Origin of the sequence: Pseudomonas luteola NBRC 103146 (genome assembly GCF_002091675.1) — a bacterium.
Taxonomy (GTDB): Bacteria; Pseudomonadota; Gammaproteobacteria; order Pseudomonadales; family Pseudomonadaceae; genus Chryseomonas; species Chryseomonas luteola.
Map to the genome: position 1 here is coordinate 16,982 of NZ_BDAE01000008.1, position 19,712 is coordinate 36,693.

A 19,712-nucleotide genomic window follows, 5' to 3' on the forward strand; every position below is an offset into this window, starting at 1 on the left:
TTATTGTTTGCACTCTTCATACGTTTGGCCTTTATCGACTTACTCCTTAGCCTGCGCCCTTGTCTATCAGCTAAATCAGGCGAGCACCTACCAGAATGTCCGCCACGGCCTGAAAGGTCGCTTCCGGCACCCCTTCTCCGGCTGTCCGCTGGGCAATGCGCTCAGCCAGTCCTCCGTTGACTGCATAAGGGAGCCGCAACTGTTGTGCGTCCTGAATCATCTGGTGGGATTGCTCGGGTTCTGCACGGCAGACGATGACCGGCACCGGTGTCTCGCCCCTGACATACCTCAACCCTACGACCCACTGCCCAGGCGCACCAATAATGAGCGAGGCATGCTGCAGGCCACGCTTGGCTGAAAGGCTCTGCATGTCGCGGCGTAACCGCTGGCGCTCACGCTTGACCATCGGGTTGCCGTCAGTGTCCTTGAGTTCGCGCTTCTGTTCGCTCTTGGTCATGCGCATTTCCCGAGCAAAGAGCCAGCGCTGCATCAGCACATCGAAACCGCCTACGATCAAAAAAGCGATGATAGCCGTGATGACCAACGGTTTTAGAAGCCCCAGGAACGTGGCATACAGGCAGGAGGTACCGCAGTAGGAAGACTCCATTAGCCGTTGCAGCCCCAGCCGGTAAACGATGATGAACGCCACCGCCATTGCGCAGAGCTTGATAAGCGCCTTCAGAAATTCGATAACGCTGCGCATGGAAAAAATACGCTTGAAGCCAGCAACCGGATCGATCCGCTCATACGTTGGCTTCACCGGCTCGGCCGAAAAGACCATACCGCGCATGACCACAATATTAGTCAGAATCACTGTGACTACCGTGACAGCAAACAGCGGTAACGTGGCGGCCATCAGGACATCAAGCCCCAGCATTTGCAGCCTTGGCCAGACCTGGGTGAATGGCTCGACGTAGATTCGACCTGCCTCAAGCAACAGCGCCTCCACACGCGCCTCGATATCGGGCGCTATCACGACCACGCACAGGGTGCAGGCCAGGATAACCATACCGGTTACCAGATCCTGGCTTTTGGGCAGTTGTCCTTTCTTGCGTGCATCACGCAGTTTCTTGGCTGAGGCCGGAAGGGATTTTTCCTCAGTCTGCTGACTCATGACACCACTACCTGAAAGCACCTGTTCATTGCCCTAGCCCTCAGAGACGGCCTGTTCCAACCAGTCGAATACCTCATACAGGCTACCCAGCTCCGATAACATGAGCGGCACAAGGAAGGATGCGTAAAGCACCATCAAGAACGAAAACAGCAGATTCTTTACCGGGAGAGACAGATCGAATACATGCAGCTGGGGCGCCATACGGGAGAGATAGGCCAGCATCATGTCAGCCACTAGCAGCGCCACGACAATGGGTGCGATCAGCAACACCCCGATCTGCATCACACGGTCCAGTATCCGCACGATCTCCAGCGCCGTGTTTTCTACCACGATCGGGCTAAAGGTCAGGGTCGGCCAGAGGCCATAGCTGCGGTAATACCCATCCACCATGAGCGTAAAGCCCCCAGACATGAAAAACAGTGTGATCAGGGTAACCGTCAGAAGCGTGGAGGAAATGCTCGTCTCACCGGCGCCCAGTGGATCTACCAATTGGGCCATGGTAGACCCACGCTGAAGATCGACCAGCTCACCTGCAACCTCTGCAGCCCAGAACGGAATACCGAAGGCAAGACCAATCACCAAGCCAATCGCCATTTCCTTGATCAGTAACCCTGCAATGGCAAAACCAGTCGGTGCGTCTGCCAGCGAAAGCCCGGCATAGATGACTGGCGCCACCGGAATGGCCAGCACGACGGCTACTGCCGAACGGATCATGCCGGTCAATCCCAGGCGATTGAATGCCGGACTGATGACGACCATGCCCAACGCCCGTGCCACTGCCAGGCCAAAGGCCGCGAGGAAGGGGTAGACATAGTCCAGAAGCGCCTGGGCAACGGCAAAATTCACGTCAGTGCCTTACCGTGTCCAGGCTGCGAAATTATCGAGCATCCGTTCGGCCAACTGCCCCACTTGCCCGGCCAGAAGCGGGCCGACCAGGATCAGCACAAGCAGCACAGCCACCAGCTTAACGGCCTGCGGCAGCGTTTGATCCTGAATCTGTGTAAGAGCCTGCATGAGCCCTACCCCAAAGCCGATCACGATGGCGACGATCAGGGCTGGCGCCGACAGGAGCAACACGGTAAGCAGTGACTCCTTCATCAAGGAAAGAAACAGATCTTGTCCCACCTCAGCCTCCGTAACTCATGATCAATCCGTGCATCAGGCGTGACCATCCTTCAACCGCCACGAACAGGAAAATTTTCAGGGGAATGGAAATCAACGTAGGCGACACCATCATCATGCCCATGGCCATGAGGGCATTGGAGACGATCAGGTCAATCACCAGAAACGGGATATATAAAAGAAAGCCGATCTCAAATGCGCGGGTCAGCTCCGAACTGACAAAGGCGGGAATGAGTACAACCAGATCATCGTCCCGTAAGTCTGCCCGCGCTTCCTCCGACCAGATGCTCTCTGTCGCCTGCATGAAGAATGCGCGCTCATTATCATTGGCGAACCTCGAAAGATGGTTCTGCAATGGCTGGCGAAGCGCTCCAGCGGCTGCTTTGACACCGTCCACGCTCTCCAAACTGATCGGTTGATGCTCCAGCTGCCGGTACATCTCACCTACCAGCGGAGTGGTCACATACACGGTCAGAATCAAAGCAATACCGTACAAGACGAGGTTCGGCGGCGTTTGCTGAATGCCCAAGGCATTGCGGATCAGAAACAAGACGACAGAGATCTTGAGAAATCCCGTCATCGTGACGACTGCAAGCGGAACCAGCCCGATCGTCGCAACAACAATGATGATCTCAATCAGGTTGGGCTGAAATTCATCCATGTGTTGATAGGCTCGTGATCCGTACGCCTAGCCCTTCGCCAATCCTGACCAAGGTACCGCGGCCGAGTCGGCGGCCGTTCACAGTGATCTCAACGGCCTCATCAGTCGAGTCCGGAAACGCAAGGATGCTCCCCTCCGATAGCGCCTTGACCTCACCTAGCGGCAACTCCAGCCGCCCCGCCTCACATACCAATGTAATAGGCACCTCCCCTAATGGATCATCCTCGGCGGTTGTTTTATGCATGGACGTATCACTCATGTCCCATTCCTTACTGACAGACGTTAAAACCAATCCGGTTTGCAGCTGGTATCCCGAGGCCACTACTGCCAGAGACGCCCTGAGCCGGTTTTCAACCGATATCCAGGCGCCCTGGTTCGAGCGCAGCATCACCACATCACCAAGCTGCAAACCTTGCAGTTCACTCAGGCGCACCTGCTGGCTGCCGATGCAGAGCGTTACGGGGAGCCGCAGCTGAGAAAGAGGCAAATCACTGGCAGGAAATGTTTGATCGAGGCATGGCAAGAGCGGACTAAGGGTTGTGGCTGAAAGATCCAGCATCACGGGATAGGTCTTGTCCCGCAGCGTTACCTGAAACGAGAGCCGTATGGGATGAGGAATGTCCACGAGACCGGCTGCGAACCGAATGGGGAATCCGGTGGATTGCTCAATGGGCTGAATAGAGGTCAGGAGCGCCTGCTCGATCAGCAAGGCCCGAAAACGCGCTGGAGCGCCGATGCCCTCCAGTAGCGCTCCGCCAAGTGCCTGAGCCAGCGATGATGGCAGCTGCAGACAGGCTGGCTGCTCATCGAACATGAGCGGAAACGACAAGGCGGACTGGATGGGCTGGGAGTTCCATGCAAGCCGAACGCTGACGGGATGACCTGTAATCTTTCCCTGCCAGTCTTCACGCGAGCGATACACACGATTGGCAAGCCTGACGTCTTCGAGTGTGACAAGGGGAAACACCAGAGGGGCAACCTCTTCACTCGTGCAAAACTCATCAACAGCTGATGTATCGGTCATCCACATCACGGGGTCTTCCTGGCTTGCGGGCGATCTTCCGTCTCGATATCAGCCTGCATCTCTTCTGCAAGACGCACGTTTTTATGCTCATTGGCCAGTAGAAGGCTGACGGCCTGCCTCGCTTTCCAGCACTGGTTACGCGTCTGCAGGGCTTCGCTACGCCTGAGCAGCGCCATGGCATGCTGCTCGTCCAGTCGGCGGAGTTCGTCCTCCAGATCCATCCGACGGCCGGTCAATACCTTGAGCGCCTCGTCCACCTGCTGTACTTCACGATGCCCAAAGGCTCCATGAGCCAGAGTAGCCATCAGCTGCGCCTCCTGCTGACGCTGGTCGACGCAATGGGCGTGATGCTGTTTCCGGGCATTTGCAGCAGCCTCCTGCGCCTCGCTGGAGCGCTGTGTAGCAGCTGCCAGTGCTGCCATGGCACGTTCTTCACGCCGTGTGCGCAACGCAATCAACACATTCAGACGGCTTCTGGAATGGGTCATGATGCAAGGCTCGCCAAGCGCCGCACGGTTTCGGCGAACGCCGCGCGTTCCTCGGTAGGCTGCCGTAAAAAGGCTTCGATCGCGCCCTGTTGCGCAATGGCCTGATCTGTCATGGCGTCGCTGCCAGTCGTGTATTCACCCACCTTGAGCAGCAACTCTATGTCGGCATAGCGCGCCATCAGTTCACGTACCTGGCCCGCCCATCGGCGGTGCGCCTCGGACGCAACCGTGTCCATCAAACGGCTACGACTACGCAACACATCGATGGCTGGAAAATGATTGCGTTGCGCCAACTCTGCACTCAGCACGATGTGTCCATCCAGAATGGACTTGGTTTCTTCGGCGACGGGATCAAGGGTGCCGTCCCCTTCAGTCAGGACGGTATACAACGCGGTGATCGTTCCGTGCTGCCCGGGGCCGGCCCGTTCGAGCAGCCGTGGCAATGCGGCAAAGAAGGATGGCGGGTAGCCTCGTCGAGTAGGCGGCTCCCCTGCCGCCAGGCCGATCTCCCGCTGCGCACGGGCATACCGGGTAATGCTGTCCATGAGCAGCAATACATTCTTGCCCTGGTCACGGTAATACTCGGCAACGCTGGTCGCCACGTAGGCGGCCTTGACGCGCTCAATGGCAGGCCGATCCGAGGTAGCCACCACCGCTACGGTACGCGTCCGTGCCCGCCTGCCCAATTGAACATCCAGCAGTTCGCGTACTTCGCGGCCACGCTCGCCAATCAATCCCAGAACAATGATGTCCGCCTCGGTGCCTTTGACAATACTGGCCAACAGAGAAGACTTGCCGATACCGGGCTCACCAAAAATCCCGACGCGCTGACCCCGGGCAACCGTCATGAGTCCATCAATGGCGCGAATACCTAATTGTAAGGGCTCCTTGATCAGGCTTCGCTCGAACGGCGCTGGCGGCTCGGCCTGAAGCGGATAGCGGCGCGTATCATGCCCATCAGCTGTTCCTTCGACACGATCCAGCCGCTCGCCGGTCGGACTGATAACCGCACCGAGCAAATGGTCACCTACGGTGATTGTCATCGCCTGACCGGTGGAGATGACTTCTGTCCGGGTCGACATACCCTCCAACTCACCCACCGGTGTCAGCAGCGCCTCGTCATGCTCGAAGCCGATGACTTCAGCGGGGATCGTGCGTCCCGTGAGCGGGTCGCGCAGGTAGCAAAGTTCGCCAACCCGCGCCTGGGTCAACATGGCATGCACCATGATCCCGCGAATACACTTCACACGTCCGCGTACCGGACGCGCCTCTGCCCGATCCAGGCGCGCCTTCAAGCTGGGGATAATCGTCTGGAGATCTAACGTTTCCAACACCGACTCCTGCATTACACCGCCTCAGACTCACCAGGGCTGACCAAGGCGATACGAAGCGCCTCCAGTTGCATGTCCAGGCTGGCATCCACCACAGCGACAGGACTGGCGATAACGCATTGAGTCGCTGTGAGCTGGGCATCGGGCTCGACGCGAAACGAGGCTGATGGTCCAGCCCCCTCCAGCAGCATTGCTTCCACGTGGGCCACATGCTCTGGCGCTACCCTCACGGTTATTGTGTGCTGACCGCGAAAGGTCGTCAGGGCTTCGCGAGCGAGACGGGCCACCAGCTCGCCGGGCTCAAACTGGCCCAGAACGCGGCGGACCACATCCAGAGCGAGGTCGGTCAAAGCCTCCGGCAGACTGGCCAGATACCGGTCCATCTGGTGGGTGGTATTCACCAGGATCTTGTTTGCCGCCTCGATGCCGGCGCGCTGGCCTTCAGCGTAGCCTTGAGTGCGGGCGGCATCGACTTGCGCCTGTGTACTGGCCAGCAGGGCATCCGCTTCCTGTCGGGCCTGCTCGAGAAACGTGTAGCCATCCATCCATTGGGCGGCCTCAGCTTGCCGAAGAATGGTTTGGGTAGGTTGACGGGGCAGTTCGCTCAAGAAGCCTTCCTCACTGTTGCATAGGCCTGAACGTGCGGCGCTATACGCCTGACGATGGCGGGCCCGCGTTGCAGCAGGTCCGTCGAAAGTGCGCGGCTGTAGACAGGCTCATCCGTCGCCTTCAGTCGCAGCCAGGCGGCGAGCGAGGTAGGTTGAGCAGCCAGCCAGGCGGCGATACAGGCCTCTCCATCCAACTGAACGGCCCGCTCCAGTTCATCGAGATCGGTCAAAACGGTGGAGGTGCTGGCCAGATCGGCATTGGTTACGGCCAGGGCGAATAAGTCCTCACCAAAGCGCGCTTTCAGCGTACGCAAGGCCGACGCTCTGATCTCCTGGGTGAAGGAGCGTCCATGAAGGACCACACCACACGGCACCACCAGTGCAGCAAAGTGTTCCGGCGCCAGTAACGCAATGGCCAAGTCCTCTTCAACGGGCGGCTCTACCTCATTTAACGGTGGCAGCGCGAAGTGATCCTGGAACAAACGCTCAAGTCGAGACTGAAACCGTTGTTCGGCCTGGATGGCGGCCACGATGGAATACTCGCCCCACTCACTGAAGCACTCAGCAACGTGCTTGTCGTGTACGAAGCGCAAAGGGTTGGTCTTGAAGAGGTTCCACCCGTTTTCACCACGAAACAACGGCAGTTCTGCAGACTGTGTCAGGCTCATTTCAATGGCACCAATTCGTAGGGTTGAGTACGCCGGGACTGCCACACCACGTAAACCAGTGAAGTGGCCAGCGCCAGCACGAGGAAAAGCAGCCCGCCCATGATCCAAGCGGCCTTGCCGACGTTCGATTGAAGCATCCAGACCCCCATGAACGAAGCCAGGGGTTCGCCCTCTTGGGAGCCTTCGACCCGCTTGACCGCCTCGACCGGTACGACTGAAACGTTCTGATAAGTCAGGCCCGAAATGCCATTAGCGACCAGGGTCTTGATCTGTGGAATCAGCGGATTGATATCGAGCCCCGGTTCATACCGGATAAAAACCGATGCGGAAGATGGCGTGACATTGCGTTTAAGCAGGTCATTATCGGGCAATACCACATGCACCCGGGCCGACAGCACTCCATCGACCTGCGATACGGTATGCGAGAGTTCTTCGCTCAGGGCATAGATCATCTGAGCACGCTCCTGAACAGGCGAAGACACCAGCCCATTGCTCTTGAATACATCGCCCAGGTTGGCAAAGGATTGCCCTGGCAAGCCGGCTTCGTCGAGGATATGCATGGCCTCGGCAAAGCGTGCCTCGTCTACCTTGACGGTAAGACGGCCGTCCTTCTGAACGACGCGTTCAGCAGAAATGCCGCGCCGCAACAACTCCGCCACCATGCTGTTCGCATCGCGTTCTGAGAGGTTGGTATACAGGTCCGTTTTACATCCCTGCAGCAACGCCATCAGCGTGAGCAGTATTACCGCTTTTGCAAACCATCCGTTCCAACCGGTCATCTTATTGACCACGCAGCAGGGTGTTGGCCGCCCCGGAAACCTGAGTCGCGCCTCGGACAACCATCTGGGTTTCGATCGAATGATCGAACATGCGGCTCAGTGCGGTGACAACCTTGTCCATCTGGCTGTCCGGAAGCGCCGTGCCTTCGGCCTGGGGGCTACGGAGCACCGGACTGAAGGTCTGCGTCTGATCGACCCCGCCGTTGGCCCGTTCAGCGAAGCGATGGGAACGATCCAGAAAGCCATCCAGCCGCTCTATCAATCCCTGGCTCAGTTGAGCCGGGCTTGCTCCCTGAGGAAGGCCCTGGGCATGCATCGCCATGTGCTCGAAGAGATTCTGGGCAGCCTGCGCGGCAGGTTCCGGCATAGGCTGCGGGGCTACAGGAGGAATACTGACAGTCATGAATATCTCCAGACACACATCGATAATGCACAGGGCCGCCAGACTTACTCGTCCGACATCGCCTCATTCAGGATTTCGTTCGCACGGGGCATGATGATCATCTGCCCGGCGACGGTCACCGCACCGTCCACTAACTGCTGGGTGAACTCTTCATCGGTCATGCCGGTATCGGACGACTCGAGCGCAGCGTCGAATGTCTGCTCGCTGTTAGTGACGCTGCCGGTACTGCTGTTATCTATGGGTGCTGTTGCCATGTCCTTCTCCTTGTCTGTGAGGGCCAAAAGGCCAGATGTTCAACCCTGTCCGCTAAAGACTTCGGTTTCCGCGCCGCCCCGAAAGATACGAATGCCCTGGCTTTTTCCCCTCGAAATAACGGGCCTTTCTAGGCCTTCGAGACTGCGCTGCACATAGCCAATGTAGGCAGGCGGCCCGGATACGCTCAGAACCGAGCGGCCGGGGTTGAGCTGTATCGATACGTTCTCGCCTACCAGGCCTAGCTGGTCGAGCACGCCTCTCAAAGCCTTCTGATCGAACCGGCGGGTATCGATGACCTGACTGATCAGCTCGCGGTTGGCGTTCACATGCAGGGCGCTGCCGTCGTAGTACCAGACCAGCCCCTGGGTGGCGCTGATACGCGAGAGAAATTCACCCGCGTGCTCCGCCCGCACATGGCCCTGTACCCGGCCCTTGACCTGATCGGACAAGACCACGGGCAATGACAGATTGCGGCCGAACTCCATCAGTACGCCGCGTACATCCTGATCAATCACAACGTAGTGATAGGGCTGGTCCAGCCAGACAGGTTTCTCTGTCTGTGCCCAGCCATCAAGCACCACCCCTGCAAGCGCAAGCAGGCAACACAGTGAACGTAAACAGCGAGCGGTAAAAACAGGCAACGGCATGGCTTGCTCGTTCTTCTTCATCTCTTCCATACCCGGCTCGATGCCACATACGACTCGAACCGATGGCAGACAGTGATCCATCCCTGTACGAAGCAAACCAAACGACGACTCCGGCTTATCCTTTATCCAGAACGTTCGGACACTTTCTCGATGCCCCGAGTATGGTGAGGCTTTGTGACAAGCCCGTTGCAAGTCACCCAATGAGTGTTGTCTGTATCACAGAACCAGGGCGGTACAGGACAAGCCTCAAACACAGCCGGGCGCTGTCATCGCGCTGTCATGTTTGTCCGGCCAAATGCGCAGGATGTGGCTCTTTGCAGTCAAAACATGGAGTGTGATTTTGCCTACCTCCCGCCCTACCCGGCTCGCCCTGGCTGTTTTGTGCTCCTGGCTGGCCGGTTGCAGCTCTGCACCTTCCAATCCCCACTCTGATCTTCAGCTGGACAAACTGGCATCCGACATCGAACGCCGGGGCGACCCTGCCACCGCGTCGGCCCTGTATGCACGCGCGGCTCAACAGCAGCAGGACGCTCCCGCGTTCATTCGTCTGGGTAATGCCCGGCTTGGCAGCGGAGATGCCAACGGTGCCGCCCAGGCCTTTCGCGAGGCTTTGATAAAGGAACCCCATAATCCCGACGCGCTGTTGGGATTTGGTAGTGCTCAGCTACGACTCGGCAACGCCAGCAGTGCGGCCAATGCACTGAAGGAAGTTGCCCCGCTCAAGAGAACGGCCAGTACCTATAGCAAGCTGGGCACGGCCTACAGTCTGTTGGGCCAGTCAGCCGCAGCGGAAACAGCCTTTTCCAAGGCGCTTGAATTGGCGCCCGGCAATCTGGACATCCAAAGCAATCAGGCCGTCGCCATGGCATTGGGAGGCTCACCGGATCGTGCCGTCACACGGCTGCGTGAAGTCACCCGCTCCCCTCTGGCCATGCCAGGCCATTACCGCAACCTGCTTCTGGCACTGGTACTGGCCGGTCACGAGCAGGAGGCTACGGGCTTGGTCATTCCCCAAACGACACCGGCTCAAAAAGCCCGGCTGCTCGAACAGGCCCGGCAGATCAAGTCCCTGCGCGACCCGATGCAACGCGCCCAGGCGGTAGGGCTTATCGCCACTCATCCCAATTAAAAATGCTCGCCAGATCTGATCTGACGAACATCATCACATTCCGGCAGCGTTACGGTTTGCCGCTTCCTGCTCGAGCTGTTGCCGCCTGATGTCATCGGCGGTGTGGCCGGTGATATAAGCTTCTGCCGCACGCGCTACCGGAGCGGCCATGGCGGGTCCCATCGGACGACCACGCTGTAGGTCAGAGGGTCGCTCGATCATTCTGGCCAGATTAAGCGCATTGGCGCAGCCCATGGGTAAACGATCGGGCGCTGCCGCCGTTTCGGGACTCAAGCACGCACGGGGCACCCATACCGCCTGACCGTTGCGATCAGCCAGACGGACATAATCCGATGCATAGGACACCGGCTCCAGCGAGCACCCCGCCAGCAGCATGACAGCCGCGCCGAGCACAGCAAGGGAGTGTCTCGAATCAATCCACATAAAACCCGAACTCCGAGTAAGGCTTGGTGGGCGTGGTAGACGTTCGCGCCAAGTGCTGTGCAGGATTGGACGCGCTCGGATCAAGTGGCGTAGCCAGCGTGTGGTCGGACTCAGGCTCGACAAGGTACGGCGTGATCAGAATGACCAGTTCGGTTTCGTTGCGCTGAAAGCGTTTAGACTGGAACAATGCGCCCAGGATCGGAACGTCACCCAGCATGGGAAGCTTGTCCATGTCCTGCGCGCTGTTGCGCTGGAAAAGACCGGCAATGGCAAATGTCTGACCACTGCCTACCTCAACACGCGTATCGGCCCGCCGGACCTGGAACGTTGGCACACTGGTGCCCGCTATCTGCACGGCACTGGTCGTTGAAAGGCTGCTGACCTCGGGGCGAACCTGCATGGCGATACGCCCACTGGGAAGCAGCGTAGGCGTAAAGAGCAGCGATACACCAAATGGCTTGTATTCAATACCTACCAAGTCACGACTTACAGGAACCGGTACCGGCACTTCGCCCCCTGCCAGGAAACTGGCCGTTTGCCCCGTTACCGCCGTGATGTTTGGCTCTGCCAGAATTTCGAGAATGCCGTTACTTTGCAGCGCATCGAGTAGCACATCGATATTGGCGCTGCTGGAGCTGTAACCTGCCGAGATCAGATTCGTGGCCCCGGCTACTGCCGACTGCGCCAGCGGACCGCCTGTCACCAGCCCGAACGAAAACGAACCACGGGTAATGAGCGCATTCCAGTTCACCCCATACCGCAGCAACTGCTCGCGTGACACCTCGGCGAAACGTACCCGGATATTGACCTGGGGCGATTCAGGATAAGTCGTGGTGTTCAGGGGTGGCGGGCCACCGGCTGGTGTCTGGCTATCGAGTAATGCATTTACATCCAGCGCCGACGCAACGTCCTGGGTGGCTCCCTTGGCTATCAGCCGCTTGCCGGATTGCGCCACCGAAACGCTGCTGCCTGGCTGTAATGCCTGTACGGCCTCCTTGATCGGCCCGACATTGGGCTGGACCTTGAGTTGCCAGGTGCCTTGAATGTCCTCGTTTGCATTCAGGGCAATCAGATTAGTTTCGCCACTGGTCTTGCCATAGACATACACCACTCCCGGCGAGACAACGCGCAGATCGGCAATGGCAGGATCAGCGACAAATACCGACTCTACCGGCGCCTTGAATTTCACAATCTGGCCCTCCCCCGAGGCGAGGTAAAGCACACGCCCCTCAGAACTCACCCCCTCAACAGGTTGCGCAACGGCCCGCCCGGGAGCCAGCCAGCCGCCGGACAGTAAAAGACAACCGAAACCAATAATCAGCCATTGTCTTAACGTCGGTCTCGGCACACACCCTGCCTGCCGGTAATTTTCAAACACCCTCACCATCCTTTCTGTTCCCTTACAACGGTTGTGGAGCCGTCAACGATTCCGTTACGGTGTGTGGCAAGGCCGCATTGGCCTCCGGTAGCGTGAGCGTCGTCAGCGACTGCACGGTGAATTCCCGGGTCAGGTCCTGGTAGCACAGCACGGGAACATCCAGATCATGCCGGGTCAGCAACTGCCGGAGCGGGCGACGGATGTCCGCCGTCACCATGACCACCGGATTCAGATCATGACTGGCAGCGTCATACGCGTGCTGAAGCTGGATCGTAATGGTGCGGGTCAATTCGGGTGGCAGTACCGTAGGGCGGCCTTTATCACTGCGGCGCAGTGGCGCCCGTAGTGCCTCCTCCAGGTCCCGGGAAAAGACATAGGCCGAAATGACGCGGTGACTGTCGGCGTACGCATAGCAAATCTGCCGGGCTAGCGCAGCACGGACGTGCTCGGTCAGAATGGGCGTATCCAGATCACGCGGTGCCCACTCCACAATCGCCTCAAGAATGGCGCGGCGGTTGCGGATGGAAATATGCTCACTGACCAGCCGCCTCAGCACATCCGCGATTCGCTGCAAGGGCAGCACACGGAGAGCCTCCTTAACGAGCTCGGGATACTGCTCTTCCATCTCGGTCAGGATCTGACGGGCCTCCTGGATACCCAGGAATTCAGCCGCATAGCGGCGTAAGGTCTGATCCATGCAGGCGTCAAACGTCTGCGCCAGATCCAGATGCCCTACCCCAGCCTCTACCAGCGTGGCGGCCTGTTGTGCATCCACCCACAGGGCAGGTTTACGGCGTAACAACGGAGCCGAGGCTGTATGCTCGATTGCCAGCAGTTCGAGATGAACTTCATCGTCCTGCAGCAGCACCGCATCAGGGCGGATAGCTCCCTCCATGACGGGCACGCCCTCCAGATCAATCCTGAACCGCTCCGCCACGGCGTTGCGGTCAATGCGCAAGCCAATACGGGGAAGCTCGACACCCAAGTCCTCACTGATCTCGTAACGAGTACTGTCCAATCGCTGCCTGAGCGTATTGAGCGAGAGCTGTGCCACATGGGCTTCACTAATCCATAGCGTAATGCGGAAATGACCCGTGTCCTCCACGTCTTGTATTGGCTCAGCCGTAACCTCACGTGGTTCCGGCTCCTCCTGAGCAGCCGGAACTTGTTCCGCGATCTGTTTACGCCGATGCATGTAGAAGGCCGTTCCGCCCAGGACCAGCGAAATGGCGATGAATACAGGCGCCGGGAATCCCGGAATAAACGCAACGCCCAGCAGAATGGCAGACGTCAGTGCCAGAGCCCGCTGGTTGGCGCCTAGTTGACTAATAATTTCCGTGCCGAGATCCGTCTCTGCATCGGTTGTGACGCGCGTGACTACCGTGCCTGCGGCAACCGCAATCAACAGGGCAGGAATCTGGGCGATCAACCCATCGCCTACGGTTAATAGCGAATAGGTATGCACCGCCTCGCCAAAGGGCATGCCCCGCTTGATCATACCGATCAGCAAGCCACCCAGCAGGTTCACGCACAGGATGACCAATCCGGCGATCGCATCTCCTTTCACAAATTTCATGGCACCGTCCATGGCGCCATAGAGCTGGCTTTCCCGCTCCAGGCGTGAGCGACGCCGACGGGCTTCGGCCTGATCGATGTCACCATTACGCAGATCGTTGTCGATACTCATCTGCTTGCCTGGCATCGCATCCAGAGTAAAGCGAGCCGCCACCTCGGCCACTCGCTCGGCGCCCTTGGTGATAACGATGAACTGCGCCACGGTAATGATCAGAAAAACCACCAGGCCAATGACCACCTCACCGGCAATCACGAAATTGCCAAATGCCTCGACAATATCCCCCGCTTCTCCGTTGAGCAGGATCAACCGGGTCGTGGTGATGGAAAGCGACAGGCGAAACAGCGTACTGAGCAGAATTACCGGCGGGAGTGCCGAAAAATCCACTGAATGCGACACGTAGAACGCAACGACCAGAACCAGCAGACTGAACGCGATATTGGTGCCGATAAGCACATCGACCATTACTGTGGGGAGCGGGATGATCATCATCACGATGGCCAGCATCATGAACAGTGCAATGACGATATCGGTACGCTGTGAGGCCATTACAGCCAGGCGGTTCAATCTGGCGAGCACGTTACGGCCCTCCGACTATCCAGATATTCACGAAAACAGCGTCGTGCCTCGTCTTTGGCACCCAACGCCCATAATGCGCGGCTACGCAGAAACTTGAGCGGCATGCTTGACCCTTCAAGCTGCTCCAGCCTTCCGATAGCAGCCAGTGCCCGCTCCCCATCACCAGTGGCAATAAAGCCATTGGTGAGCGTACGCAGCAAAGCGGTATCTGCCGGGTCGATCTGAATAGCCAGAAGCAGATAGATCAACGCTCGTCGCTGTTGTCCGCTGCGTAGATACAGAGCGCCAAGCGAGTGCAGCAGCTGTACTGCCTTGCGATCCTGTACGTTCATAAATCGTCGATCTCGCTCAACCGCATCCCAAGCTCCCGACGTTGCTGGATCTCCTGCTCAAGCAGGCTAGCAGCAAGTGCTTTGATCTCCGGCTCGGCGTCCAGCCGAGGCAACACCGTATCAATGATGTGTTCCAGCACCTGAAGCGAGTGGCCAGGGCTGAAGATGCCAGGGTCGTTAACGGGAGGGCCGATCAGCTCCGCCAGCTCGTTACGCAGGGATTTGAATGGAGTCCGGTTGCGCAGGCGCAGCAGCGACTCGAACACCTCACTCTGCCTGGCCCTGGCAACCGAGCCGGTCCGACGCAGGGATTCGCTGGACGCCTCTTCAGGCCGCTGCAGGTCCAGCGGTCGGCTGGTATCGATTCTCATCGAAAAGGCCTCCCACCCAGGGGTTGTGTAAGCAATGGCAGCGTCATAGGGTCAGGGCAAACTCGTGGCCGTTGCGACTCAGGACAATCCGCTGCGGCTCTATCCCCTTGAGCACCCAGCCATCGTCCAGCGATGCGCCGGGGTAAAGACGTGTACCAGACTCACTAACCACATAAGGATCCTGTCCCAGCCATACCGCCTGAAACCTGACACGAGGAGAAACCGGCGCCTTGCGTAGCGTGACCGAGCTAACCAGTACATGGCTGCTGCCATACTCACCGTCGAACCACTTCTGGATATCGACCCAGGCTGGCTGCTGAGCAGTATCAATTTCACCAGAGAGCATGAAATGGCGACCTTGTGATTTCACATGCAGCGCGGAAAGTCCAGCGGCCTCAAGTCGGGACAGCAATTGCCGGGCAACCTGATCGTCCCGCACTACGGGCTCCTGACCAGCGCCGCTGTCGAGTGCCGGGCTAGTCGGCGCGTCCGCAACAGGCAATAAACGATCTTCGGCTTCGCTGGTGCCGATCAACGTATACAGGCCTAGCAATACCGCCGCGCCAAAAAGTGCCATCATACCGGCGTGGGTAATAGGCCATCGCTTGGGAGGCGCAACCAACTTTGTCAGCGGAGCAGATAAGCGGATTCGAGCCTCTCCAACAGATAACTCGACCGGTAATGGCAGGCGCAGCCCCTTGCCCAAAGGGATTCGTTTTTCAGCCGTGAGTATATCGCCTCCAATTGCCTCAACGGCAACTGTATTTTTCTCCAGACGCAACACGGCATGGCGAGGCGCAACGCCTGCATCCCTGAGCACCAGATCCACCTCGTCGGAGGCGCCCAGGCAATAGGCAGGTTCATCCAGCGATACCGATACGCCGGTATGCAGTCCCGCAATGACCTCAAGAGTAGGCACTGCAGGTTTTGAGCCGGGAAGAGAAGACATTGCGGACATCATTGTTTTGCCTGACCCGGCACGCATGGCAAGGCCAGCCTGCATGCAGGTCCAATCTGGAAAGCTGTCTGAACAAACAGACGGCGCCACAAGGCGCCGCCCGTCCACACCTTAGTTCTGAGGACGCTGTTTGGTCGCGTCAAGCTCAGTTTTCTTCTCGGTGGTGATCTCAGTGATCTTCGCGGATTTTTCGATAGCGGCATCGAAAGCGGCAGTCATTTTGTCGATAGCAGCGTCGGAAGAACTGGTGCTGGTCGGAGTAACATTACTCATATCAATATCTCCTTATTGAAAGAAATTAGACATGCGCCAACTGCTACTACACGGCTGCAGAGAAGAGCATATTTCCAGCAACGTCCTGATTCTTTCGAACCCCAATCGCTGCCAGACGAGTGAATGTTGCCCCGCAAGGCATGAACATTTAATTACACGAATATTAAGAGTTATAAATAGCTGCAAACCGACCCTTCATATAATGAGCTTTAATGTCTTAACGCCATGATTTCCAAGAAATTAAGAATTCTTTGTCACTTTATCGGTCAAGATTGCAACGCACTAATTATGAGAACAGATTCACTAAGCAGCATATTCAAACAGTTAATTGAGTAAATATTTGTAAATAACCGTTAACAAGCAGATGCTTATATATGAGCTGAGCGAGTATTGCTTTGTATAAAGCATTACTCGCTTAGCAAACAGCATATGAATAAGATTTGGCAATGCCCCGCATATGAATTGAAAATAGAGTCTTTCAGTCATCGAAACGGAACATATTCCATTCAACCAATGCGTTAGTCTGTTGACCCTTATTTAATCCACCTTCTGCGTACATATTGTGAGTGTCCGTTTACCACTCAACGCTTTTGATAAGTAGACGAGACTAACGCTCGCGTCACGGCAGTCGAGTCCCCACGGGCCGTCCTGGGGCTGCGCTTACGGTCGGGCGCGGTTTTAAGGTACAGCCCCAGGCGCGGAATGATTTCCTGGCGGGGCACCTTATCCGAGCGCTCAGCCTGAGCGTTTTCTGCATCAAATTCTTCGAGCGCATCGACCCGCGGCCACGGCTGCTTCTCATCCAGTGAAACAAAAATCGGCAGATTGGCGTGAGGCATGGCGTCATAACGAGGGCTTTTGGAGAAATACAGCATTACGCGCGGATGGGGCGCAATAGGACGGTAGCGATGCAGTTCGGCCTTCGCATCCAGAAACCCCAACGCCTTGAGCTCAAGCCTCAGATTGCGTTCCTTATCCATATCAGCCTTGGCCACGGCATCAGCCAGCTGCGTTTCGATCTTTTCGATCACATCCTTGACAGGGATGCTTTCCGGGGCCGCCGTTTTACCCGCCCAGGTGAACAGGATACGCCGTGGCACCCCTTCAAACACCTGGATATGGCGCTCGATCTGCTTGATGACGATCGGCAGCTTGAGAATGCTCCGAAGATGCTTTCCCTTGGATAGCGATTTCAGGTTCATGGAGGCCGTTTCCTGAGCCAGAACCTCAAGAAAACGATCACGCGCGGCATTGGCCTCGCGGGCGTACTCCAGCACTGACTGCGAAACACCGATCCACCCTGGGAGCCGCATGACAGTACTAGGGTGCTGCCCCTCCTCCTGCTCGAATTGCAGGATGGCCTTTTTCGCAGCCTCGATGGCAGGCTCGCCCACTAGCTCCATCGGTGTGATTATAGTCTGGCCTTTAGGCTCCTTGTTGATGGGAAGCAACCAGACTTGTGCATGAACCACCGCCGAAGGCCACGTTGCGTTGAAGGCTCGCTGAGCTTCTACCATTTCCTGCCACGCTTCGCGCACGTCAGTGATCATGAGCACCTCTTTCCTCAATAAGTAATACCAACATTCATTATAGCCGTCTCATCCCAATCTGGCCGATTAAACATATTCACAATCAGATAAAGCCCTTGTCGATGCGCCTATTAACTTGCACTAAGCTGCAACAGGCTGGAAATTCGGCTCGCTTACTTATTGTCAGGCTGGTATTACAAGACAGGGTTCCGTCTACCTCTCTAGTCAGCTTCAACGTATCGTTCGATCGGCTCCGTCATCGTTTTGCAAGGGATAAAAGGTACTTACGTTCGTCGCTTCCAAGGCACTTTTTCTTTTCCAAACTATCGGTCATTAAGCAAGGCATATATTTGCTGACCTTGCCCTTTTCACATTCGAATCGGTACGAGCTTATGCTCAGACCGATGGTGATACGCCGTGACATGAGGAGTCTTGAGATGTGCAGCCCCATTTATTTCAGCCGCTATTCACTGCGGAACCTGCTCATCATCACTGATTACTTCCCGGCAATAACTTCCCCTCTGGGCCCTTGATGGAACGGGCCCTTTCGCGGCAGCGAGCTGTTCAAAGCTCGTTTTGGCCCGCTCTGCGGGCCTTCTTTTTTCTGCATATTCAGACGACATTTACAATGCTCACGCCCAGGAGCCCGCGCATGCCGCATGATTGGCTCATGATGCCTTCAGGCACGCTGCGACCTGGACAAGGCTCGATATACATGGGAGCTGTCCCTTATGTTCAAACTCGCTTACGCCCCTTACAAAACCTGGACGACTATTCCTTCGCTCGGCATTCGCATGCACGCCCGCACTTGGCTAGCCCATGAAGACGATCCACATCAGGTTCCAATCATCCTGATTCATGGCCTGGCGCTTTCAAGCCGCTATATGGTCCCGCTGGGGAGACGTCTCGCATCGATGGGTCATGACGTCATGGCACCCGATTTACCCGGTTTCGGGCGCTCGCCTGCGCCGCGGATGTCCAAGTGGCCAGCAGGTCCGGATGTCAGAGAGCAGTCGAATCATCTGCTGGCCTGGATGGACGCCAACGGAATCCACAAGGCAGTGCTGTGCGGCAACTCCGTAGGCGTACAAATCGCCGTTGAAATTGCGGCACGCTTTCCGGATAGAGTCGAGCGCCTGATCCTGATCGCACCTACGCCAGACCCGGCCTATCGGACACCGGCGCGGCAGTACGCCCGCCTCGTCTTGAACATGCCGTTCGAGGCACCCTCGATCAACCCGCTGATGCACATGGAGTATCTTTCCAATGGCCTACCGCGCATGGTTCAGCAGCTTCGCAGAATGGTGGACGACCCCATAGAAAACCGTCTGTCCCACGTGCATGTTCCTGCCCTTGTAATCCGTGGCCAATACGACAAAACCCTTACCCAGCAGTGGGCAGAGGAATTCACCAGTCTACTTCCCAACGGCAAACTGGTGGTTGTAGAAGGCGCGGCGCACAACACGCACTACACCGCCGCGCCGCTCATGTCGCAGCTGGCCCATCGGTTCATCACCGGTCGTTTCGATACCCGAGCAACCGACATGAGTAATGAAATTGTCGTCTCCGGAATGGATCAGGGTCGTGATCGGCTGGCGCCAGCCAAGTTATTATCACCTCGCATGCACGGCCTTCTGGACTATGCCTCAGCAGGCCTCTGTCTGGCGTTGGCAGGTGTCAACGAGTGGGGACCGCGCACCCGCCAACTGTTTGCCGTTGCAGGTCTTTCAACCGCAACCTACAGCCTTCTGACCAACTACGAGTATGGTCTGGTGCGCAAGCTGCCCATGACGGTTCATCTCAATATCGATACCTGCAGCGGATTGAAGCTCCTTCTGGCCGCCGCTACCTTGCTTCGCGGCGAGCCTGTAACCGGACGCTGGGCCGTTGCGGCTCAAGGTACGTTCAATCTGCTGGCTGTGGCGGCAACACGAGTTCCAATGGGCCCGGCTCGCCTGGTGCCGGTGCAAAACCTGAGCCTCTGCGCTCCTACGGACTACCACCCCGCTACCGCCGATGAGAACACCTACTCCCAATGACGTAAAACGCAGCTCACAACTTACAATG

At 57.4% G+C, this 19,712-nt stretch carries 23 protein-coding genes; 2 read left to right on the plus strand and 21 right to left on the minus strand.

The annotated features are described in order from the left end of the window. Positions 1-70: 70 nt before the first annotated feature. Genes PLU01S_RS11080 through PLU01S_RS11140 form a run of 13 tightly spaced genes read right to left on the minus strand, consistent with a single transcriptional unit; the run spans position 71 to position 9,196 of the window. Positions 71-1,114 carry an EscU/YscU/HrcU family type III secretion system export apparatus switch protein gene (locus tag PLU01S_RS11080; protein WP_074825567.1) on the minus strand — a complete coding sequence of 348 codons (1,044 nt, stop codon included), beginning with the start codon at positions 1,112-1,114 and terminating at the stop codon, positions 71-73. Positions 1,115-1,147: 33 nt separating this feature from the next. Then, positions 1,148-1,960, minus strand: a complete 813-nt coding sequence (sctT, locus tag PLU01S_RS11085) for a type III secretion system export apparatus subunit SctT (protein WP_074825566.1) — start codon at positions 1,958-1,960, stop codon at positions 1,148-1,150. Positions 1,961-1,969: 9 nt separating this feature from the next. Then, positions 1,970-2,239 (minus strand): EscS/YscS/HrcS family type III secretion system export apparatus protein, encoded by a 270-nt coding sequence (locus PLU01S_RS11090; protein ID WP_010798179.1) that lies wholly within the window; start codon positions 2,237-2,239, stop codon positions 1,970-1,972. A gap of 1 nt (position 2,240) precedes the next feature. Then, complete coding sequence (gene sctR, locus PLU01S_RS11095) at positions 2,241-2,897, minus strand: type III secretion system export apparatus subunit SctR (protein WP_010798178.1); 657 nt, start codon at positions 2,895-2,897, stop codon at positions 2,241-2,243. Continuing rightward, positions 2,890-3,927: a type III secretion system cytoplasmic ring protein SctQ gene (gene sctQ, locus PLU01S_RS11100; RefSeq protein ID WP_074825565.1), complete on the minus strand. Its 1,038-nt coding sequence runs from the start codon at positions 3,925-3,927 to the stop codon at positions 2,890-2,892. The genes sctR and sctQ overlap by 8 nt, the downstream gene beginning before the upstream one ends. Next, on the minus strand, positions 3,927-4,409 hold the full coding sequence (locus tag PLU01S_RS11105; protein WP_074825564.1) for a hypothetical protein: 483 nt from the start codon (positions 4,407-4,409) through the stop codon (positions 3,927-3,929). Before PLU01S_RS11105 ends, sctQ begins: the two co-directional genes overlap by 1 nt. Further along, complete coding sequence (locus PLU01S_RS11110) at positions 4,406-5,740, minus strand: FliI/YscN family ATPase (RefSeq protein ID WP_376748343.1); 1,335 nt, start codon at positions 5,738-5,740, stop codon at positions 4,406-4,408. Before PLU01S_RS11110 ends, PLU01S_RS11105 begins: the two co-directional genes overlap by 4 nt. A gap of 14 nt (positions 5,741-5,754) precedes the next feature. Then, complete coding sequence (gene sctL, locus PLU01S_RS11115; protein ID WP_074825559.1) at positions 5,755-6,348, minus strand: type III secretion system stator protein SctL; 594 nt, start codon at positions 6,346-6,348, stop codon at positions 5,755-5,757. After that, positions 6,345-7,016 (minus strand): hypothetical protein, encoded by a 672-nt coding sequence (locus PLU01S_RS11120; RefSeq protein ID WP_074825558.1) that lies wholly within the window; start codon positions 7,014-7,016, stop codon positions 6,345-6,347. Before PLU01S_RS11120 ends, sctL begins: the two co-directional genes overlap by 4 nt. Next, positions 7,013-7,795, minus strand: coding sequence for a type III secretion system inner membrane ring lipoprotein SctJ (gene sctJ, locus PLU01S_RS11125; RefSeq protein ID WP_074825556.1), 783 nt, complete (start codon positions 7,793-7,795; stop codon positions 7,013-7,015). Before sctJ ends, PLU01S_RS11120 begins: the two co-directional genes overlap by 4 nt. A 1-nt stretch (position 7,796) precedes the next feature. Next, positions 7,797-8,198 (minus strand): hypothetical protein, encoded by a 402-nt coding sequence (locus PLU01S_RS11130; RefSeq protein ID WP_074825553.1) that lies wholly within the window; start codon positions 8,196-8,198, stop codon positions 7,797-7,799. Between the two features lie 44 nt (positions 8,199-8,242). Continuing rightward, positions 8,243-8,452, minus strand: a complete 210-nt coding sequence (locus tag PLU01S_RS11135) for a hypothetical protein (protein ID WP_010798170.1) — start codon at positions 8,450-8,452, stop codon at positions 8,243-8,245. 39 nt (positions 8,453-8,491) lie between these two features. Further along, positions 8,492-9,196 carry a type III secretion protein gene (locus PLU01S_RS11140; RefSeq protein WP_139208767.1) on the minus strand — a complete coding sequence of 235 codons (705 nt, stop codon included), beginning with the start codon at positions 9,194-9,196 and terminating at the stop codon, positions 8,492-8,494. A gap of 244 nt (positions 9,197-9,440) precedes the next feature. Here PLU01S_RS11140 and PLU01S_RS11145 point away from each other — a divergent pair, with 244 nt between their 5' ends. Beyond that, positions 9,441-10,229, plus strand: a complete 789-nt coding sequence (locus PLU01S_RS11145; protein WP_159435098.1) for a tetratricopeptide repeat protein — start codon at positions 9,441-9,443, stop codon at positions 10,227-10,229. A 33-nt stretch (positions 10,230-10,262) separates the two neighbouring features. On the opposite strand, the gene PLU01S_RS11150 is transcribed toward PLU01S_RS11145, so the two are convergent. From PLU01S_RS11150 to PLU01S_RS11180, 8 genes are all read right to left on the minus strand, one after another. Continuing rightward, the gene (locus PLU01S_RS11150) at positions 10,263-10,652 is read right to left on the minus strand and encodes a CpaD family pilus assembly lipoprotein (protein ID WP_074825551.1); all 390 of its coding nucleotides are present in this window, start codon (positions 10,650-10,652) and stop codon (positions 10,263-10,265) included. Next, complete coding sequence (locus PLU01S_RS11155) at positions 10,642-12,000, minus strand: type II and III secretion system protein family protein (protein ID WP_376748344.1); 1,359 nt, start codon at positions 11,998-12,000, stop codon at positions 10,642-10,644. Before PLU01S_RS11155 ends, PLU01S_RS11150 begins: the two co-directional genes overlap by 11 nt. Positions 12,001-12,052: 52 nt before the next feature. Further along, positions 12,053-14,152 carry a type III secretion system export apparatus subunit SctV gene (sctV, locus tag PLU01S_RS11160; RefSeq protein ID WP_074825605.1) on the minus strand — a complete coding sequence of 700 codons (2,100 nt, stop codon included), beginning with the start codon at positions 14,150-14,152 and terminating at the stop codon, positions 12,053-12,055. A gap of 14 nt (positions 14,153-14,166) precedes the next feature. Continuing rightward, entirely contained in the window at positions 14,167-14,514 is a 348-nt protein-coding gene (gene sctY / locus PLU01S_RS11165; protein WP_074825548.1) for a type III secretion apparatus assembly chaperone SctY, read from the minus strand. Then, positions 14,511-14,885, minus strand: a complete 375-nt coding sequence (locus tag PLU01S_RS11170) for a hypothetical protein (protein WP_074825545.1) — start codon at positions 14,883-14,885, stop codon at positions 14,511-14,513. The genes sctY and PLU01S_RS11170 overlap by 4 nt, the downstream gene beginning before the upstream one ends. A gap of 43 nt (positions 14,886-14,928) precedes the next feature. Continuing rightward, entirely contained in the window at positions 14,929-15,834 is a 906-nt protein-coding gene (locus PLU01S_RS11175) for a SctD/MshK family protein (protein WP_159435097.1), read from the minus strand. 120 nt (positions 15,835-15,954) lie between these two features. Further along, positions 15,955-16,116: a hypothetical protein gene (locus PLU01S_RS25675; protein WP_010798161.1), complete on the minus strand. Its 162-nt coding sequence runs from the start codon at positions 16,114-16,116 to the stop codon at positions 15,955-15,957. A gap of 581 nt (positions 16,117-16,697) precedes the next feature. Next, positions 16,698-17,666, minus strand: a complete 969-nt coding sequence (locus PLU01S_RS11180; protein ID WP_074825541.1) for a DNA replication terminus site-binding protein — start codon at positions 17,664-17,666, stop codon at positions 16,698-16,700. A gap of 710 nt (positions 17,667-18,376) precedes the next feature. On the opposite strand from PLU01S_RS11180, the gene PLU01S_RS11185 reads away from it, so the two are divergent. Continuing rightward, positions 18,377-19,684: an alpha/beta fold hydrolase gene (locus PLU01S_RS11185; protein ID WP_074825538.1), complete on the plus strand. Its 1,308-nt coding sequence runs from the start codon at positions 18,377-18,379 to the stop codon at positions 19,682-19,684. Positions 19,685-19,712: the final 28 nt, after the last annotated feature.

Excerpts from the sequence above, each read along its gene's own strand:
- PLU01S_RS11080 (WP_074825567.1), bottom strand. The coding sequence starts at position 1,114 with ATGAGTCAGCAGACTGAGGAAAAATCCCTTCCGGCCTCAGCCAAGAAA.
- sctR (WP_010798178.1), bottom strand. The coding sequence starts at position 2,897 with ATGGATGAATTTCAGCCCAACCTGATTGAGATCATCATTGTTGTTGCG.
- sctQ (WP_074825565.1), bottom strand. The coding sequence starts at position 3,927 with ATGTGGATGACCGATACATCAGCTGTTGATGAGTTTTGCACGAGTGAA.
- PLU01S_RS11105 (WP_074825564.1), bottom strand. The coding sequence starts at position 4,409 with ATGACCCATTCCAGAAGCCGTCTGAATGTGTTGATTGCGTTGCGCACA.
- PLU01S_RS11120 (WP_074825558.1), bottom strand. The coding sequence starts at position 7,016 with ATGAGCCTGACACAGTCTGCAGAACTGCCGTTGTTTCGTGGTGAAAAC.
- sctJ (WP_074825556.1), bottom strand. The coding sequence starts at position 7,795 with ATGACCGGTTGGAACGGATGGTTTGCAAAAGCGGTAATACTGCTCACG.
- PLU01S_RS11130 (WP_074825553.1), bottom strand. The coding sequence starts at position 8,198 with ATGACTGTCAGTATTCCTCCTGTAGCCCCGCAGCCTATGCCGGAACCT.
- PLU01S_RS11135 (WP_010798170.1), bottom strand. The coding sequence starts at position 8,452 with ATGGCAACAGCACCCATAGATAACAGCAGTACCGGCAGCGTCACTAAC.
- PLU01S_RS11150 (WP_074825551.1), bottom strand. The coding sequence starts at position 10,652 with ATGTGGATTGATTCGAGACACTCCCTTGCTGTGCTCGGCGCGGCTGTC.
- sctV (WP_074825605.1), bottom strand. The coding sequence starts at position 14,152 with ATGGCCTCACAGCGTACCGATATCGTCATTGCACTGTTCATGATGCTG.
- sctY (WP_074825548.1), bottom strand. The coding sequence starts at position 14,514 with ATGAACGTACAGGATCGCAAGGCAGTACAGCTGCTGCACTCGCTTGGC.
- PLU01S_RS11170 (WP_074825545.1), bottom strand. The coding sequence starts at position 14,885 with ATGAGAATCGATACCAGCCGACCGCTGGACCTGCAGCGGCCTGAAGAG.
- PLU01S_RS11175 (WP_159435097.1), bottom strand. The coding sequence starts at position 15,834 with ATGTCTTCTCTTCCCGGCTCAAAACCTGCAGTGCCTACTCTTGAGGTC.
- PLU01S_RS25675 (WP_010798161.1), bottom strand. The coding sequence starts at position 16,116 with ATGAGTAATGTTACTCCGACCAGCACCAGTTCTTCCGACGCTGCTATC.
- PLU01S_RS11180 (WP_074825541.1), bottom strand. The coding sequence starts at position 17,666 with ATGATCACTGACGTGCGCGAAGCGTGGCAGGAAATGGTAGAAGCTCAG.
- PLU01S_RS11185 (WP_074825538.1), top strand. The coding sequence starts at position 18,377 with ATGTTCAAACTCGCTTACGCCCCTTACAAAACCTGGACGACTATTCCT.